15 protein-coding genes are annotated in these 15,944 nt (G+C 67.2%); 12 read left to right on the top strand and 3 right to left on the bottom strand.

Going from position 1 to position 15,944, the window contains the following annotated elements; translation table 11 throughout:
* Positions 1–74 precede the first annotated feature (74 nt).
* The 4 genes from serS (at position 75) to dipM (ending at position 4,943) form a co-directional block, all read left to right on the top strand.
* Positions 75–1,370, top strand: a complete 1,296-nt coding sequence (gene serS / locus ABIC66_RS05675; protein ID WP_354068434.1) for a serine--tRNA ligase — start codon at positions 75–77, stop codon at positions 1,368–1,370.
* Between the two features lie 131 nt (positions 1,371–1,501).
* A complete protein-coding gene (surE, locus tag ABIC66_RS05670) occupies positions 1,502–2,308 on the top strand; it encodes a 5'/3'-nucleotidase SurE (protein WP_354068433.1) in 807 nt (268 codons plus the stop codon).
* Complete coding sequence (locus ABIC66_RS05665; RefSeq protein WP_354068431.1) at positions 2,305–2,973, top strand: protein-L-isoaspartate(D-aspartate) O-methyltransferase; 669 nt, start codon at positions 2,305–2,307, stop codon at positions 2,971–2,973. The genes surE and ABIC66_RS05665 overlap by 4 nt, the downstream gene beginning before the upstream one ends.
* A 92-nt stretch (positions 2,974–3,065) precedes the next feature.
* Positions 3,066–4,943, top strand: coding sequence for a cell division endopeptidase DipM (gene dipM / locus ABIC66_RS05660; protein ID WP_354068429.1), 1,878 nt, complete (start codon positions 3,066–3,068; stop codon positions 4,941–4,943).
* 70 nt (positions 4,944–5,013) lie between these two features.
* On the opposite strand, the gene ABIC66_RS05655 is transcribed toward dipM, so the two are convergent.
* Positions 5,014–5,490 (bottom strand): GNAT family N-acetyltransferase, encoded by a 477-nt coding sequence (locus ABIC66_RS05655; RefSeq protein WP_354068427.1) that lies wholly within the window; start codon positions 5,488–5,490, stop codon positions 5,014–5,016.
* Between the two features lie 35 nt (positions 5,491–5,525).
* Positions 5,526–6,377, bottom strand: a complete 852-nt coding sequence (locus ABIC66_RS05650; protein ID WP_354068425.1) for an ATP-binding protein — start codon at positions 6,375–6,377, stop codon at positions 5,526–5,528.
* A gap of 131 nt (positions 6,378–6,508) precedes the next feature.
* Between ABIC66_RS05650 and yajC the strand changes: the two genes are divergently transcribed.
* The 6 genes from yajC (at position 6,509) to ABIC66_RS05620 (ending at position 11,419) form a co-directional block, all read left to right on the top strand.
* Entirely contained in the window at positions 6,509–6,814 is a 306-nt protein-coding gene (gene yajC / locus ABIC66_RS05645) for a preprotein translocase subunit YajC (protein WP_354068424.1), read from the top strand.
* A gap of 61 nt (positions 6,815–6,875) precedes the next feature.
* Positions 6,876–8,471: a protein translocase subunit SecD gene (gene secD / locus ABIC66_RS05640; RefSeq protein ID WP_354068423.1), complete on the top strand. Its 1,596-nt coding sequence runs from the start codon at positions 6,876–6,878 to the stop codon at positions 8,469–8,471.
* A 12-nt stretch (positions 8,472–8,483) separates the two neighbouring features.
* Positions 8,484–9,431 (top strand): protein translocase subunit SecF, encoded by a 948-nt coding sequence (gene secF / locus ABIC66_RS05635; protein WP_354068421.1) that lies wholly within the window; start codon positions 8,484–8,486, stop codon positions 9,429–9,431.
* Positions 9,431–9,784: an Mth938-like domain-containing protein gene (locus ABIC66_RS05630; RefSeq protein WP_354068419.1), complete on the top strand. Its 354-nt coding sequence runs from the start codon at positions 9,431–9,433 to the stop codon at positions 9,782–9,784. Before secF ends, ABIC66_RS05630 begins: the two co-directional genes overlap by 1 nt.
* A gap of 234 nt (positions 9,785–10,018) precedes the next feature.
* Positions 10,019–10,633, top strand: coding sequence for a urate hydroxylase PuuD (locus ABIC66_RS05625; RefSeq protein WP_354068418.1), 615 nt, complete (start codon positions 10,019–10,021; stop codon positions 10,631–10,633).
* A gap of 72 nt (positions 10,634–10,705) precedes the next feature.
* Positions 10,706–11,419, top strand: coding sequence for a squalene/phytoene synthase family protein (locus tag ABIC66_RS05620; protein ID WP_354068417.1), 714 nt, complete (start codon positions 10,706–10,708; stop codon positions 11,417–11,419).
* Positions 11,420–11,545: 126 nt separating this feature from the next.
* Here the strand turns inward: ABIC66_RS05620 and ABIC66_RS05615 are convergent, their stop codons facing one another.
* Positions 11,546–13,678 (bottom strand): S9 family peptidase, encoded by a 2,133-nt coding sequence (locus ABIC66_RS05615; protein WP_354068416.1) that lies wholly within the window; start codon positions 13,676–13,678, stop codon positions 11,546–11,548.
* Positions 13,679–13,964: 286 nt separating this feature from the next.
* Here ABIC66_RS05615 and lpxC point away from each other — a divergent pair, with 286 nt between their 5' ends.
* Positions 13,965–14,861, top strand: coding sequence for a UDP-3-O-acyl-N-acetylglucosamine deacetylase (gene lpxC / locus ABIC66_RS05610; RefSeq protein ID WP_354068415.1), 897 nt, complete (start codon positions 13,965–13,967; stop codon positions 14,859–14,861).
* A gap of 100 nt (positions 14,862–14,961) precedes the next feature.
* Entirely contained in the window at positions 14,962–15,894 is a 933-nt protein-coding gene (locus ABIC66_RS05605) for an outer membrane protein assembly factor BamD (RefSeq protein ID WP_354068414.1), read from the top strand.
* The last annotated feature ends 50 nt before the right edge of the window (positions 15,895–15,944 follow it).

Genomic DNA, 15,944 nt, shown 5'->3' with positions numbered 1-15,944 from the left:
GCCCGGAAAGCTTGGCGCCCCCGCCGACGCGCCTTAGAGAGGGCGTTTCTCCTCGACTTCCGAGCTTGCGTTCGATGCACGACATCAAGGCCATCCGCGAAAATCCCGAAGCTTTTGACCGCCACTGGTCGGCCAAGGGGCGTTCGGGCGCGGCCGCCGAGGCGGTGAAGCTGGACGCCCAGCTGCGCGCCGCCCAGACCGCCCTGCAGGAAGCTCAGGCCAAGCGCAACGAGAGCTCCAAGCTGATCGGCATGGCCAAGGCCAAGAAGGACGAGGCCGAGGCGCAGCGTTTGATGGCCGAGGTCGAGGCGCTGAAAGGCGTCATGGCCACCGCTTCGGAAGAAGAGGCCCTGGTCGGCGGTAAGCTGAAGGACCTCCTGGCGTCCCTGCCCAATATCCCGGCCCCCGAGGTTCCGGCGGGCGAGGACGAGCACGGCAATGTCGAGCAGCGCGCCTGGGGCGACGCCAAGGCCCTGCCGGCCGGCAAGCTGAACGCACCGAAGGACCATGTCGATCTGGGCGCGGCCCTGGGCGGCATGGACTTCGAAGCCGCCGCCCGCATGAGCGGCGCGCGCTTCGTGGTGCTGAAGAAGGAGATCGCCCGCCTTGAGCGCGCCATCGGCCAGTTCATGCTGGACCTACAGACGGTTGAGCACGGCTACACCGAGGTCAGCCCACCGCTGCTGGTGCGCGACGAGGCGCTGTTCGGCACGGGCCAGCTGCCGAAGTTCGCCGACGATCTGTTCCACACGGACGACGACCGCTGGCTGATCCCCACCGCCGAGGTCTCCCTCACCAACATCGTCCGCGAGCAGATCCTGGCCGAGGAAGAGCTGCCGATGCGGCTGACGGCCCTGACGCCGTCGTTCCGCGCCGAGGCCGGTTCGGCCGGCCGCGACACGCGCGGCATGATCCGCCAGCACCAGTTCTACAAGGTCGAGCTGGTCTCGATCACCACGCCCGACCAGTCCGAAGCCGAGCACCAGCGCATGGTCGAGTGCGCCGAAGCGGTGTTGAAGAAGCTGGAGCTGCCGTTCCGCACCATGCTGCTGTGCACGGGCGACATGGGCTTCGGCGCGAGGAAGACCTACGACCTGGAAGTCTGGCTGCCCTCGCAGGACATGTATCGCGAGATCAGCTCGTGCTCGAACTGCGGCGACTTCCAAGCCCGTCGCATGGACGCGCGCTTCCGCAAGACCGGCGAGAAGGGCGGCCACTTCGTCCACACCCTGAACGGCTCGGGCCTGGCCGTCGGCCGCACGCTGGTGGCCGTGCTGGAGAACTATCAGGACGAGGCCGGCCGCATCGCCATCCCGGCCGCGCTGCAGCCCTATATGGGCGGCCTGACGCATATCGGGGGGCAGGGGTGAGCCCGACCTCTAAATCTGTCATCCCGGCCGAAGCGCAGCGTAGAGCCGGGACCTCGGCAAGCGCCCGCGTTTCTTGCGGTCCCGGGTCTTCGCCCGGGATGACAGGGTTCCTTGAGCGGATGAGCTAGACCATGCGCATCCTCCTCACCAACGACGACGGCATCCACGCGCCGGGCCTGACGGCCCTGGAGAAGATCGCTCGCGCCCTGACGGATGACGTCTGGATCTGCGCGCCGGAATACGAGCAGTCGGGGGCCAGCCGGGCCCTGACCCTGTCGGACCCGATCCGCGTGCGGAAGCTGGATGATCGCCGCTTCGCCGTCGAGGGCACGCCGACCGACTGCGTGATGATGGCCGTGCAGCAGTTGATCGAGGGGCCAGCGCCCGATCTGGTGCTCTCAGGCGTCAATCGCGGCCAGAACCTGGCCGAGGACGTCACCCTGTCGGGCACCGTCGCCGGCGCGATCGAGGGCATGGCCCACGGAGTCCCATCGATCGCCCTGTCGCAGACCATGAACTTCTTCCACGACGAGATCGTCGCCCATTGGGAGACGGCCGAGCATTTCGGTCCGGGGATCGTCCAGCGTCTGCTGGAAGTGGGCTGGCCGGCCGACGTGGTCATGAACGTCAATTTCCCGGCCCTGCCGCCCGAGCAGGTCTCGGAGGTCGAGGTCACCCGTCAGGGCTTCCGCGACGGCCTGCTGCGCAAGATGGAAAAACGCACCGACCTGCGCGGCCGCGACTACTACTGGATGGGCTTTTCGGCCAAGGCCTCGGAGCCGGCCGAGGGCACCGACCTGCGCGCGGTCTATGAAGGCCGCATCTCGGTCACGCCGCTGCATATCGACCTGACGCACCACGAATCCGTTCACAAGCTGAAGGGCTTGCTGGGCGGGGCCCCGCCGAAGGCTCCAAAGCCATTTGGGGTGGGCGGATGAGCGGACGGACGACCAAGGCCGCCGAAAACGCCAAGGCCGACCTGCCGCGCCTGATGCAGGCCTTGCGCGACCAGGGGGTGACCGATCCCCAGGTGCTGAAGGCCATCGAGACCACGCCGCGCGACCTGTTCACGCCGGATCTGTTCAAGGACCGTTCGTGGGAGGATTCGGCCCTGCCGATCGCCTGCGGCCAGACGATCAGCCAGCCGTTCATCGTCGGCCTGATGACCCAGGCCCTGACGATCGAGCCGCGCTGTCGCGTGCTGGAGATCGGCACGGGCTCGGGCTACCAGACCACGATCCTCAGCAAGGTCTCGCGCCTGGTCTATACGATCGAGCGCTATCGGACCCTGATGAAGGAGGCCGAGAGCCGCTTCCACAAGTTGGGCCTGACCAACGTCATCACCAAGTTCGGCGACGGCGGCGAAGGTTGGGCCGAACAGGCGCCGTTCGACCGCATTATGGTCACGGCTGCGGCCGAAGATGATCCGAAGAAGCTGCTTTCGCAGCTGAAACCCAACGGCGTGCTGGTCGCGCCGGTGGGCAAGGGGCCAGTTCAGAGCCTTCGCCGCTATGCGGGCGACGGCAAGGGGGGCTTCCGGGTCGAGATCCTGTGCGACGTGCGCTTCGTGCCGCTGCTGGCCGGCGTCGCCAAGGATCAGTGAGTTTCGAGGGGCGCGGCGTCGCGGCCTTCGGTGTTAAAGGTTGGTTTACCCTGGCGGAGCCCTCTGGTGGCCCCGACGGGAAAGGAGAGGCTATGAGGCAGTTGTGGACGCGCGCGGCGGTGATCGCCCTGACGGCTGGAACGCTCGGCGCCCATGCGCAGGACGCGCGCGCCGCGGGCCAGCGTTTCACGCCGAACTTCCCGATCACCCAGCCGCCCGCCCAGCCGGTGGCGCAACCGACGACCGCGGCCGCCGAAACGATCCAGACCGCGCCGGGCGAGGCCGAGACGCTGCCGCGTCCGGTGCCGATCTCCAGCCAGTCCCTGCCGCAACCGGTCAGCCAGTCCGAGCTGCCGCCGGCTCCGGCTCGCGCGGCAACCCCGACTCCCCAACCGGCGCTGCGTCCCGTTCCGTCAAAGACCGTCGTCACGAGCAGCGTCACCGGGTCCGTAGTGGAGGTCGAAGGCAAGCCACAGGTGCACGTGGTGAAGTCGGGAGACACCCTCACCTCGATCGCGAAGCGCTTCGGCGTCAACGTCAATGACCTGGCCCAGGACAACAATTACAAGAAGGGCCAAACCCTGCGCCTTGGCCAGGAGATCAAAGGCCCCGCCAGTCGACGGAAGGCCTATGTCGTCCAGACCGGCGACACCATCTTCGCCATCGCCAAGCGCTTCAACGTCACGGCGGCCGCCCTGGCCGACGAGAACGACCTGAAGACCAGCGCGGCGATCAAGAAGGGCCAGAAGCTGATCCTGCCGGACGGCTATAAGGACAAGGGTCCGATCAAGACCACGACGGTGATCCCGGGGACCCCGGGCTCGTCGGCGAGCGCTGAGCCCGCGCCGGCCCCGGCGACGACCCGTCCCACGAGCTCGGCCTCGACCTCCACGCCGTCGCGATCGACCTACCAGCCGGCCGCCGAACCGACCACAACCAGCACGACGACGCTCAGCGTCACCGGCGCGGTCGTCAGCGTCGCTGGCCCGCGTCAGGTCCACACGGTGAAGTCGGGCGACACCCTGACTTCGATCGCCCGCAAGTTCGACATGAGCGTCAGCGACCTGGCCGACGACAACAAGCTGAAGACCAACAAGCCGCTGAAGCTGGGCGCCAAGATCAAGGGCCCGGCGACCACGTCCAAGGCCTATGTCGCCCAGTCCGGCGACACCCTGGGCGCCATCGCCAAGCGCTTCAATGTCAGCGTCAAGGAACTGGCGGCCGAGAACAACCTGAGGACCAGCGCGGCGGTCAAGAAGGGCCAGAAGATCGTCCTGCCCGACGGCTACAAGGACAAGGGCCCGATCAAGACCACCACCACGGTCGCCAGCAAGCCGACCCTGGCCGAGCCGCTGAACACCTACGCCAAGGTGGAGACCCCGTCGCCGGCGCCGAGCCGTCCCTATACCGCGCCGACCCCGGCCCCGACGCCCTCCAGCCCGGTCCCGTACACGCCCAGCTATTCGCGGCCCAGCGGCCCGATCGCCGCCCAGCCTGTCACGCCGCCGCCGACCTCGCGCCCGATCATCGAGAGCAGCGCCGCGCCGACCGAGGCCGAGATCATCGCCTCGGGCAAGGGCAAGTTCGCCTGGCCGGTGCGCGGCGAGATCATCTCGAGCTTCGGCGTGAAGGGCACGGGCCAGCGCAACGACGGCTTGGATATTCGCGCCGCGCAGGGCACGCCGGTCCTGTCCGCCGCCGACGGCGAAGTGGCCTATGCCGGCAACCAGGTCCCGACCTTCGGCAACCTGGTCCTGGTCAAGCACGCCGACGGCTGGGTCACCGCCTACGCCCACCTCTCCAGCATCAACGTCAAGATGCGCCAGCAGGTGAGCCAGGGCGAACAGCTGGGCGCGGTCGGCGCCACGGGCGGCACCAACGAGCCCAAGCTGCACTTCGAGATGCGCTACGCGCCCACGGTCAAGGACAAGGCCAAGCCGGTCGATCCGGGCCTGGTCCTGCCGCGCTAAGGCGTCTTTCCCGACCAGATCGCGGCGGCCCGCCTCGAGAGAGGCGGGCCGATCCGTATCCGGGCCGTCGTCAGAGCGCGCGGGTCATGAAGACGCTGTTGGGGTCGAGCTTGTACGGCCCGAACGGCGCGCAGGGCGTAAATCCATTGCGGGCGTACATCTTGCGCGCCGGGACGAAGGCGTCGCCGGCCCCCGTTTCCAGGCTCAGGCGCGAGAGACCCAGGCCGATCGCGTGAGCGATCAGGTGGTCCAGGGTGGCCTGACCCACACCGCGACGACGATAGGCGGCGGCCGTGTGCATGGACTTGATCTCGCCGTGAGCGGCGTCTAGCCGCTTGACCGCGCCCACGCCGGCAAGGTCCTGGCCGTCCCATACGGCGAAGAAGTCGAGGCCTGCCTCGCGCATGGCGTCCAGCGGCATGACATGGCAACTCTCCTCTGGAGCCGTCGACCGCATGGCCGCGAAGTGCGTGGCCAGCAGCGCGACGACCCTGGCGTCGTCGAAGTCGCCGGCAACGATGCGGAAGGCTGGAACGGTGGTATCCATCGGCTCGATCGTCGTGCTGTTGAGGATTGGGTGGGTCAACTCGGCAGCTTCACGCCCAGCTCGCCCGCCAGGTCGCGGACGAACTGCCAGGCCACCCGGCCCGAACGCCCGCCGCGCAGCTGCGACCACTGCAGGGCGCGGCGCTCGAGGTCGGGGACCTTGAGGCCGAACTGGTCGGCGTAGCTGCGGATGGCGGCCAGATAGGTGTCCTGGTCCATCGGCGGGAAGCCGATCCACAGGCCGAAGCGGTCGGAGACGCTCATCTCCTCCTCGGCGTTCTCGGCGGCGGCGATGGCGCCCTGGCGCTCGACGTGGTCGCGCGGCATCAGGTGGCGGCGGTTCGAGGTGGCCACGAACAGCACGTTCTCGGGCGGCCCCGAGACGCCGCCCTCCAGCGCCGACTTCAGCGCCTTGCCCGCGGCCGCGCCGTCCTCGAACGAGAGGTCGTCGCACAGCACGACGAAGCGTTCCGAACGCGTACGTAGCAGGTCGAACAGCGGGGGCAGGGCCGCGACCTCGTCGCGGTCGACCTCGATCAGCTTCAAGGCCGGGAATTCGTCGGCCAGGGTCACGAAGGCGGCCTTGGTCACCGAGCTCTTGCCCGTGCCGCGCACGCCCCACAGCAGCACGTGGTTGCTGGGCAGTCCGACGGCGAAACGGCGCAAGTTCTCGACGAACCGGGCCTTTTGCCGCTCGATGCCGACCAGCAGGTCCAGCGCCAGCGGATAGTCCGGGGCGGGGACGAAGGCGGCGTCCTTGGGCTCGTGCCGGAACAGGCGCGCGGCGCCGAAATCGGGCGCGGCGGGCGGCGGCGGCGCCAGGCGCTCCAGGGCGTCCGCGATGCGCGTAAGCAAGGGGGCAAGCAGGGGAACGGTCGCGTCGGTCATGGACACGCTGCATACCGGGTGCGCTTGCATTGCAAAAGGGGAGGCGAACGCATAGCTTCCGCCGACTTGGCGCGACCCCATGAGCATGGCTCCCCTGGGCGGCGCGCCTCACGGAATTTCTCGGAGTCCCTATGTCCAATATCAACGCTCAAATCCTGCAGCTCGCGCCCATCCTGCTGATGGTCGTGCTGTTCTATTTCATGCTGATCCGTCCGCAGCAGAAGCGCGCCAAGGACCACCAGGCGATGCTCGGCAATCTGAAGCGCAACGACACCGTGGTGCTGTCCAGCGGCGTCATCGGCAAGATCGTCCGCGTCGAGGACAAGGAAGTGGGCGTCGAGATCGCCCAGGGCGTGACGGTGAAGGTGCTGAAGGGCATGATCACCGAGGTCCGCGCCAAGGGCGAGCCGGCCGCGGCCAACGACGCCAAGAACTAAGGCGTATCCGAACCCTTACGCGAGGCGTTCGTAGCGACGCCGCCTGAAAAGTCACTGATCCATGCTGACCCTTTCCCGCTGGAAGATCATCGCCGTCACCCTGTCGGTGATCTTCGGCATTCTGTTCTCCCTGCCCAACGTCCTCCCGCAGAAGACGTTGGACGCCATGCCCGGCTGGCTGCCGCACCAGAAGCTGAATCTCGGCCTCGACCTGCAAGGCGGCTCGTATCTGCTGTACGAGGTGGACACCGACGCCCTGCACCGCGAGCGTCTGAGCAACCTCGTCGAGGATACGCGCACCCAGCTGCGCAATGAGCAGATCCCGTTCGGCGAACTGGCCCAGCAAGGCGAGGTGGTCAATGTCCGCATCGGTGACGCCGCCCGCTACAACGACGCGCTGAACCTGCTGCGCAAGAACCTCGGCGCGCCGCTGGCCGGCGTGATCGGCGGCAAGGACGTCACGGTCTCGGGCAAGGACGACAACCGCATCGAAATCCGCTTCGTGCCGGAAGCCGCCAAGGCCGACGCCGCCAAGGCCGTCGACCAGTCGATCGAGACGATCCGTCGCCGTATCGACAGCCTGGGCACCAAGGAGCCCTCGATCAACCGTCAGGGCACCAACCGGATCATGATCCAGGCCGCCGGCGAGAGCGATCCGGAGCGCCTGAAGGCCGTCATCGGCAAGACCGCCAAGCTGACCTTCCAGATGGTCGACGAGACGGTGACGCCGGAAGACATGCAGGCGGGTCGCCTTCCGCCGGGGACCGAGATGCTTCCCGGCGATCGGTTCGCGCCGTTCTACGTCGTCAAGAAACGCGCCGTGGTGTCCGGCGACGAACTGACGAACGCCTCGCAGACCTTCGACCAGAACGGGCAGGCCGCCGTGGCCTTCGCCTTCAACGGCTCGGGCGCCCGCAAGTTCGCCGATGTCACCACCCGCAATCGCGGCAAGCGGTTCGCCATCGTCCTCGACAAGAAGGTGATCTCGGCCCCGGTGATCAACGATCCGATCACGGGCGGCAACGGCATCATCACCGGCAGCTTCACGCCCCAAAGCGCTAATGAGTTGGCGCTGCTGCTGCGCTCGGGCGCTCTGCCCGCGCCGCTGAACGTCGAGGACCAGCGCACCGTGACCGCCGAGCTCGGCGCCGACGCCGTCAAGGCCGGCGCGATCTCGCTGGCCGTCGGCGCGGCGGCCATGTTCGTGTTCGTGATCCTGGCCTATGGCCTGTTCGGCGGCTTCGCGGCCATCGCCCTGGTGGTCAACGTCCTGATGATCGTCGGCATCATGTCGGTGACCCAGGCGACCCTAACCTTCCCGGGCATCGCCGGCCTGATCCTGACCCTGGCCGTCGCCGTCGACGCCAACGTGCTGATCTACGAGCGCATGCGCGACGAGGCCAATGCCGGGCGAACGCCGATGGCGGCGGCCGACCACGGCTACAAGCTGGCCCTGACCTCGATCCTGGACGCCAACATCACCAGCCTGATCTCGGGCCTGATCATGTTCAGCTTCGGCTCGGGCCCGGTGAAGGGCTTCGCCTGGACCCTGGTGATCGGTGTCTTCACGTCGCTGTTCACCGCCATCTTCATCACCCAAGTGCTCATCGGCTGGTGGTTCAAGGCCACCAAGCCGAAGAAGCTGCCGATCGCATAGGAGACCCGACCAATGCGTTGGCCCCTCATTCGTTACATCCCCCGCTCCACGCACTATCGGTTCGTGCGCTGGGCCCCCGTCGCGGCCGTCTTTTCGGCCATTCTGGTCGTCGCCTCGATCGGCCTGCTGGTCTTCCAGGGGTTGAACCTGGGCATCGACTTCAAGGGCGGCGTCGCGCTGGAAATCGCCATGCCACGTCCCGCGCCGCTGGCGCAGCTGCGCACGACGTTGGACCAGATCGGCGCCCACGACGGCCAGGTGCAGGGCTTCGGTTCGCCGAACTCGGCCATGGTCAAGTTCCGGCCGGCCGAAGGCGAGAAGGCGAGCGACGCCTCCAAGCACGTCGAGGCCGAGCTGGTGAAGCGTTTCCCCGACCTGAAGGTCACCAGCCGCTCGGAAGTGGGCGCCAAGGTCTCGGGCGAACTGCTGATGTCCGGCTTCAAGGCCCTGGCCGTGGCTCTGCTGCTGACCCTGGGCTACATCTGGTTCCGCTTCGGCCTGTCCTACGGCACCGGGGCCGTCGTGGCCGTGATCCACGACATTATTCTGACCCTGGGCATGCTGTCGGTCACGGGCACCGAGTTCTCGATGACCGAGATCGCGGCCCTGCTGACGGTCATCGGCTATTCGATGAACGAGAAGGTCATCACCTTCGACCGTCTGAAAGAGAACCTGCGCAAGTACAAGACGACGCCGCTGCGCGACATCATCGACCTGTCGGAAAACGAACGTCTGTCGCGGACGATCATCACCGGCTCGACAGCGCTGCTCGCCTTGGGCGGAACGCTGCTGTTTGGTGGTCCGGTGTTGAAACCTCTTATTCTGACCATGGTGTTCGGGATCATCATCGGCACCTATTCGTCGGTCTATATCGCTCTGCCTATGATCCTGGTCTGGGGCGTGAAGCGCGGCGACGAGGAAGCCACGCCGATCAAGCTCGGTGCGGCCTCGCGGCCCTGATGCGGCAGCCGCCGTCCATCGACGCCTGGGGCGGCGGCGGCTTTCGGGTCGCCGGCGACTGGCGGCCCGGCTCGCTGCTGATCATCGACGATCAACCGCGCGACTGGGCCGCGACGGCCCTGGCCGAGCTGACGCCGGAATCCTTCGCCGAGGTGTTCGCGGCGACGTCGACCGTGGAGTTCGTGCTGCTCGGCACGGGCCTGGTCAACGCCCTGCCGCCGCGCCCCGTCCGCGACGCGCTGAAGGCGGCGGGCGTGGGCCTGGAGTTCATGAGCACCGAGGCGGCGGCTCGCACCTACAACGTCCTGGCCAGCGAAGGCCGGCGGCTGGCGGCGGCCCTGATCGCGGTTTGACGACCCCCATCGTCATCCCGCGCTTCATGCGCGGGACCCATGGTTCAGCCTACACGTGAGAGTTTAGGTCCGCGCTTCATGTGCGGCGGGCAAATGGGGCCCGCGAACACGTCGCGGGATGACGGCTAAGGGGAGGCAAAGCCGCTCCAGATACCTCCGATATCGGAACTTTGCCCGACTCTGCGAACCGGCCTATGGTCCCGTTCAAGCAACAGGGATCCGAGGGGGAAACCGATGTCCGGACTGCTTTCCAACTTCCGCAACACCGTCATCGTCAGCTTCGTGCTGGCGCTGGTGATCATCGTTGGCTACGCGCACAGCCCGCACGGCCACGACGCCAGCTACTTCCAGGCCATCTTCCGCTGGCTGCACGTGATGTTCGGCATCCTGTGGATCGGGCTGCTCTACTACTTCAACTTCGTGCAGATCCGCGTCATGCCGCAGATCCCGGCCGAGCTCAAACCGGCGGTCAGCAAGTACATCGCGCCCGAAGCGCTGTTCTGGTTCCGCTGGGCGGCCCTGGCCACCTGGGTGATGGGCGTGATCCTGGCCTTCAGCCGCGGCTACCTGCTGGAAGCCGCCACCCTGGGTCTGGCCGGCGGCTATACGCCCGGCGTCGACATGGGCTTCACCTTCATCGGCACCGGCATGTGGCTGGCCACGGTGATGTTCTTCAACGTCTGGGTCTTCATCTGGCCGAACCAGAAGATCGCCCTGGGCATGGTCGAGGCCGACGCCGACGCCAAGGCCAAGGCGGCTAAGACGGCGATGCTGTTCTCGCGCACCAACACGCTGCTCAGCCTGCCGATGCTGGCGACCATGGCGATGAACCAGACGCTGTTCGGCTAAACACCGCCGAGAAATGCTGTAAGGGGAGGGCCCGCCGCGAATCCGCCGGCGGGCCTTCTTCGTTTGTGACTCATGGCCGACACCGAAACCCTCGACGACCTCGTCCGCCGCGTCGATCCCGACCGCTGGCTGGCCAGCCGCTTCATCGGCGATCCGGCCGCGCGGGCCGACGTGATCGCGCTTTTCGCCATGAACTACGAACTGGCCCGGGTGGCCGGCGGCGTCTCCAACGCCCTGATGGGCGAGATCCGCCTGACCTGGTGGCGCGAGGCCATGGAAGAGATCGCGGCCGGCAAGACGCCGCGCAAGCATCCCAATGTCGAGGCTCTGGCCGCATCGAAGATCGATCCCAACGCGCTGGCCGCCATGGCCGAGGCCCGTTTCGCAGACCTGGATGAAGGCTTGCCAAAGGACGAGGCGGCGGTGCTGGCCTATATCGACGCCACCGCCGGCGCGCTGGCGGTGCTAGCCGCCCGGCGGCTGGACGCCTCCGCCGACCCGCACGCCGTCAAGGGCGCGGCGCGGGCCTATGGCCTCTCGGGCCTGTGGCGACTGAAGCAGTCCGGCCGCTCGCGGCTGCCGGCGGACTGGACCCAGGCCGACGTGGCGCGGCGGGTCGTGGACCAGCTGAAGGCCGCGCGGGCCGAGGTGAAGGGACTGCCCGTGGCGGCTTTCCCGGCCGTGGCCCCGGCGGCGTTGGCGCGAGCCTATGTGGCCGGGCGCGAAATGGGCGAGCTGGAGAAGAAGGCTCGGCTGACCTTCGCGGTGGCGACGGGGCGGGTGTAAGCCCAAACAATATCTGTCATCCCGGGCGCAGCGTAGCGAAGACCCGGGACCGCAACAGGCTCCGCGCTTCCGGCGGTCCCGGCTCGGCGCGCTTCGCGCTTGGCCGGGATGACAGTTCTTATCGCGTCACTTCCCCGGCCGAGCGTTCCCCGTCCACTGGTCCAGCCAGTCCAGCACCTCCTTGTGCCACTGCACCGAGTTCTGGGCCTTCAGCACCCAGTGGTTCTCATTCGGGAAATACAGCAGCTTGCTGGGCACGCCCTTGCGCTGCAGGGCGGTAAAGGCCGACAGGCCCTGTTCGACCGGGATGCGGTAGTCGAGCTGCCCCTGCACGATCATCTGCGGCTTGGTCCACTGGGCGACGTGGTCGACCGGGTTGAACGTTTCGTAGGTGGTGTTCGGCGTCCAGGGCGTGCCGCCGTTTTCCCACTCGGTGAACCATAGCTCCTCGGTGACATAGCCCATCGAGCGGGTGTCGAAGACGCCATCGTGAGCCACGAGGCACTTCCAGGGCGCGTTCCAGTTGCCGGCGATCCAGTTGATCATGTAGCCGCCGTACGAGGCGCCCAGGGCGCAGGCGCGATCGCCGTCGAGGAAGGCGTACTTGCCCAGAGCGGCGGCCCAGCCCTTTTGCAGGTCCTCCAGCGGACGATCGCCCCAATGCTGGCTGATCGCGTCGGTGAAGGCCTGGCCGTAGCCGGTCGAGCCGTGGAAATCGACCATCACCACCGCGTAGCCGGCATTGGCGTAGATCTGCGGGTTCCAGCGATACGACCAACTGTTGCTGAACGAGCCCTGCGGGCCCCCGTGGATCAGGAACGCGACCGGATACTTCTTGGCCGGATCGAAGTTCGCGGGCTTCAGCACGAAGCCGTGGACCTCTTCGTCGTTCCAGCCCCTGAAGGCGAACTGCTCGGGCTCGCCCCAGGCGACGTCCTTCAGCGCCTCGTCCGAGACGCTGGCGACCCTGATCGGCGGCCCCTTGGGGGCGGTCATGAACAGCTCCGACGGGCTCTTCAGCGAGTCGGAGGCATAGACGACGCCGGTCGGGCCGACGTCGAAGGCGGTGACGTGGCCATCGCCGGTCAGGGCGGTGACCTTGCCGCTCTTCACGTCGATGGCGAACAGCTTGCCTTGGCCGACATCCAGCGCGGTGGCGTAGATCGTTTTGCCGTCGCGGCTCCAGGCGATCGAATCGGCCGAGCGGTCCCAGGTCGGGGCCAGCTCGCGCTCCTGTCCGGTGGCCTGGTCGCGCAGGATGATTCCGAAGCGGTCGGCTTCGAAGCCCGGACGCTTCATGGCGCGGTACGCGGCCCATTTGCCGTCGGGCGAGAAGACGGGCGCGCTGTCCCAGGCCTTGTTGGCGGCTGTCAGGTTCTGGAGCTTCTCCGAACCGTCCAGCGGACCGCCCCAGACGTCGTAGTTGGTGGTCCAAGGCTCGTCGTTGCCGGCGACCTTGGCCGAAAAGGCGATGGACTTGCTGTCTGGCGTGATCGCGAAGTCCTCGTCGCCGCCATACGGCTTGGTCGGGGTGTCGCCGTCGAAGCCTTTCATCAGGTCGACCGGCTGGCCCGCCGCCACGCCGTTGGCGTCCAGCGTGTAGGCGAACAGGTGGTTCTTGGTCCCGTCGTTCCAGGTGTCCCAGTGGCGCACGAACAGGCGGTCGAAGACCACGCCCGTGGCCTTGGTCGCGGTCTTGGCCGCTAGGCGCGCCTCGGTGCAGGCGAAGTCGGCGCAGTCGGGGAACACGGCCAGGCCGATCACGATGGTCTTGCCGTCCGGCGCGACCTTGAAGGCCTGGACGTCGAACGGCGTCGAGGTCACCTGGGTCGCGGCCTCGCCCGTCACGTCGGTGCGGAAAACCTGCTCGGTCCCGCCCGCGCGGCTGGACGAGAAGTAGATGGTCTTGCCGTCGCCGCTCCAACGGCCGCTGGAGGCGCCGCCATCCGAGATCTTCAGCCGGCGCGGGGCCATCTTGGTCTTCAGGTCGGCGAGCCACAGCGACATCGCGGCCTTGTTGGCCGGATAGTCCATCGTTCGCACCGAATAGAGGACGTAGCGGCCGTCCGGCGAGACGCGCGGGTCGCTGAGTCGCGGCAGGCTGGCCATGTCCTTGGCCGTGAACACGTGGGTCTTTGGCGCGGCGGCCTGCGCCGGGGTCTGGCCACCCTGGGAATGAGCGCCCTGGGCGTGAGCCATTCCGGCCAAGGCCACGGTGAGGGCGACGGCGGAGGCGGCGAGGCGCAAACTCTTGATCATGAAACCCAATTTCCCGGAAACGGTTATCCCTTTGGCGGCGGAGCCTAGTCCCGCTTTCGACCGCCGCCTAGGGGAGCCGGGCCTCAGAGTCCCGAGCACGGATCGCTGACAGGCGTTCTGTTTCCGTCTGCGCGCTTCCGTAATAAAAGTAAAATAAAGTCAGTCGCTTAGAGAGTAACAATCCGAAACAGGACTTGCTTTGCCGCGACGCAGCATCCTTCCTACATGCTTAAGTCGGGGCGATAGGACGGCCGTAGAGTCGTCCGTCCAACGATAAGGGTCTCTGGTGTCGGCTTCGGGTTATTTTCAGCACACGGTCGCGGGACCGGTGATCTTCGCGGGGACCGGCCTGCACACCGGCGCGCACGTGCGCGTCGTGGTGCGTCCGGCGGCCCCCGACGCGGGGATCGTCTTCGTGCGGACCGACGTGCACGACCGTGACAATCGCGTCCCCGTGACCGTCGAGGCGGTCTGCCAGACGCAACTGGGCACGGTGATCAACAACGGCGACGACGTCCGCGTCTCGACCATCGAGCATCTGATGGCGGCCCTGGCGGCCCTGTCGATCGACAACTGCGTCGTCGAGCTGGACGGCCCGGAAGTGCCGATCATGGACGGTTCGTCCGAGCCCTTCGTCCAGATCCTGGACCGCGCCGGCCGCCGCAAGCAGGAAGCCGTCCGCCAGTACATCGAGATTTTGGCGCCGGTCACGGTGGAGGAGGGCGACAAGCGCGCCAGCCTGCTGCCGTCGGACCGCTTCGAGGTCGCGTTCGAGATCGCGTTCGGCAGCAAGGTCATCGGTCGCCAGGCCGTGGACCTGACCATCGACGAAGAATCGTTTCGCGCCGAACTCTCCGACTGCCGCACCTTCGGCTTCGTCCGCGACGTCGAGGCCCTGCGCGCCATCGGCCTGGCCCGCGGCGGTTCGATGGAGAACGCCGTGGTCATCGACGGCGACCGCGTGCTGAACCCGGAAGGCCTGCGCCGTCCGGACGAGTTCGTGCGCCACAAGGCGCTGGACGCCGTGGGCGACCTCTACGTGCTGGGCAAGCCGCTCCTCGGCCGCTTCGAAGGCGTTCTGGCCGGTCACGGCCTCAATAACGCCGTGGTTAGAGCGTTGCTGTCCCAGCCGCGCGCCTGGCGCCTTCGCGCTCTCGCGTCGGAACTGGCCGAAGCGGTTTAGGACTGCACTCCGAGAGTCGGGGCTCGGCGTTCGCATTTGCGCCTTTCACGGCGTGGTGTAGAAGCCTTGCACGGCGCAGGGGCGCGCGTTTGCTTCGAAGGTGAGAGACTCCGTGCTTCGTAATTTCTCGGGACGTTCGGCCGTCACTATCGCCGCTGTCCTCGTCGCCGTGTCGGTGGCGGGCTGCGCCGGCAAGTCCAAGAAGCCGAGCCTCGCCTACGAAGAGCGTCCCGTCGAGCTGCTGTACGCCACCGGCGCCGATCGCCTGGACCGCGGCAACTGGAACGAGGCCGTCGACTATTTCCGCGAGGTCGAGCGCCAGCATCCCTATTCGGAATGGTCGCGCCGCTCGATCCTGATGACCGGCTACGCCCACTATCAAGCCAACCAGTACAACGACGCCATCGGCGACGCCGATCGGTTCATCTCGCTGTATCCGGGCAATCCGTCGGCCCAGTACGCCTTCTATCTGAAGGCCATCTGCTACTTCGAGCAGATCGTCGACGTGAACCGTGACCAGGCCGCCACCGAGCAAGCCCTGGCCGCCCTGCGCGACGTCGTTCAGCGCTATCCGACCACGGAATACGCCCAGGACGCCCGCCTGAAGATCGACATGGTCAACGACCAATTGGCCGGCAAGGAAATGGCCATCGGCCGCTACTACCTGAAGAACGGCCAGACCCTGGCCGCGATCGGCCGCTTCAAGGCCGTGATCGAGAAGCACCAGACCACCTCGCACACCCCGGAGGCCCTCTACCGCCTGGTCGAGGCCTATATGACCCTGGGCCTGCTGGACGAGGCCAAGCGCAACGGCGCGGTGCTGGGCTACAACTTCCCGGGCGACCGCTGGTACGCCGACGCCTATAAGCTGCTGAACGACAACGGCCTGCGCCCCGCCGTCGAGCCGCTGAAGGCCGGCACGAAGCGCAACGCCCTGGAGCGGATCCTGTCGAAGGACAAGGCCACCACCTTGGCCCCTCCAGGCGAGAAGAAGGTCAAGAAGGGCGGCCTGATGGGCGTCCTGGGCATGTAGCGACGACGGGATCGGTCGCCAGAATCGGTCGTCGGTCCCGTTTCGTTCTA

It is taken from the genome of Caulobacter sp. 1776, from assembly GCF_040545685.1.
GTDB lineage: Bacteria > Pseudomonadota > Alphaproteobacteria > Caulobacterales > Caulobacteraceae > Caulobacter.
Note: the sequence above shows the minus strand (reverse complement) of the source record. Positions and strands in the feature narration are given on the sequence as shown.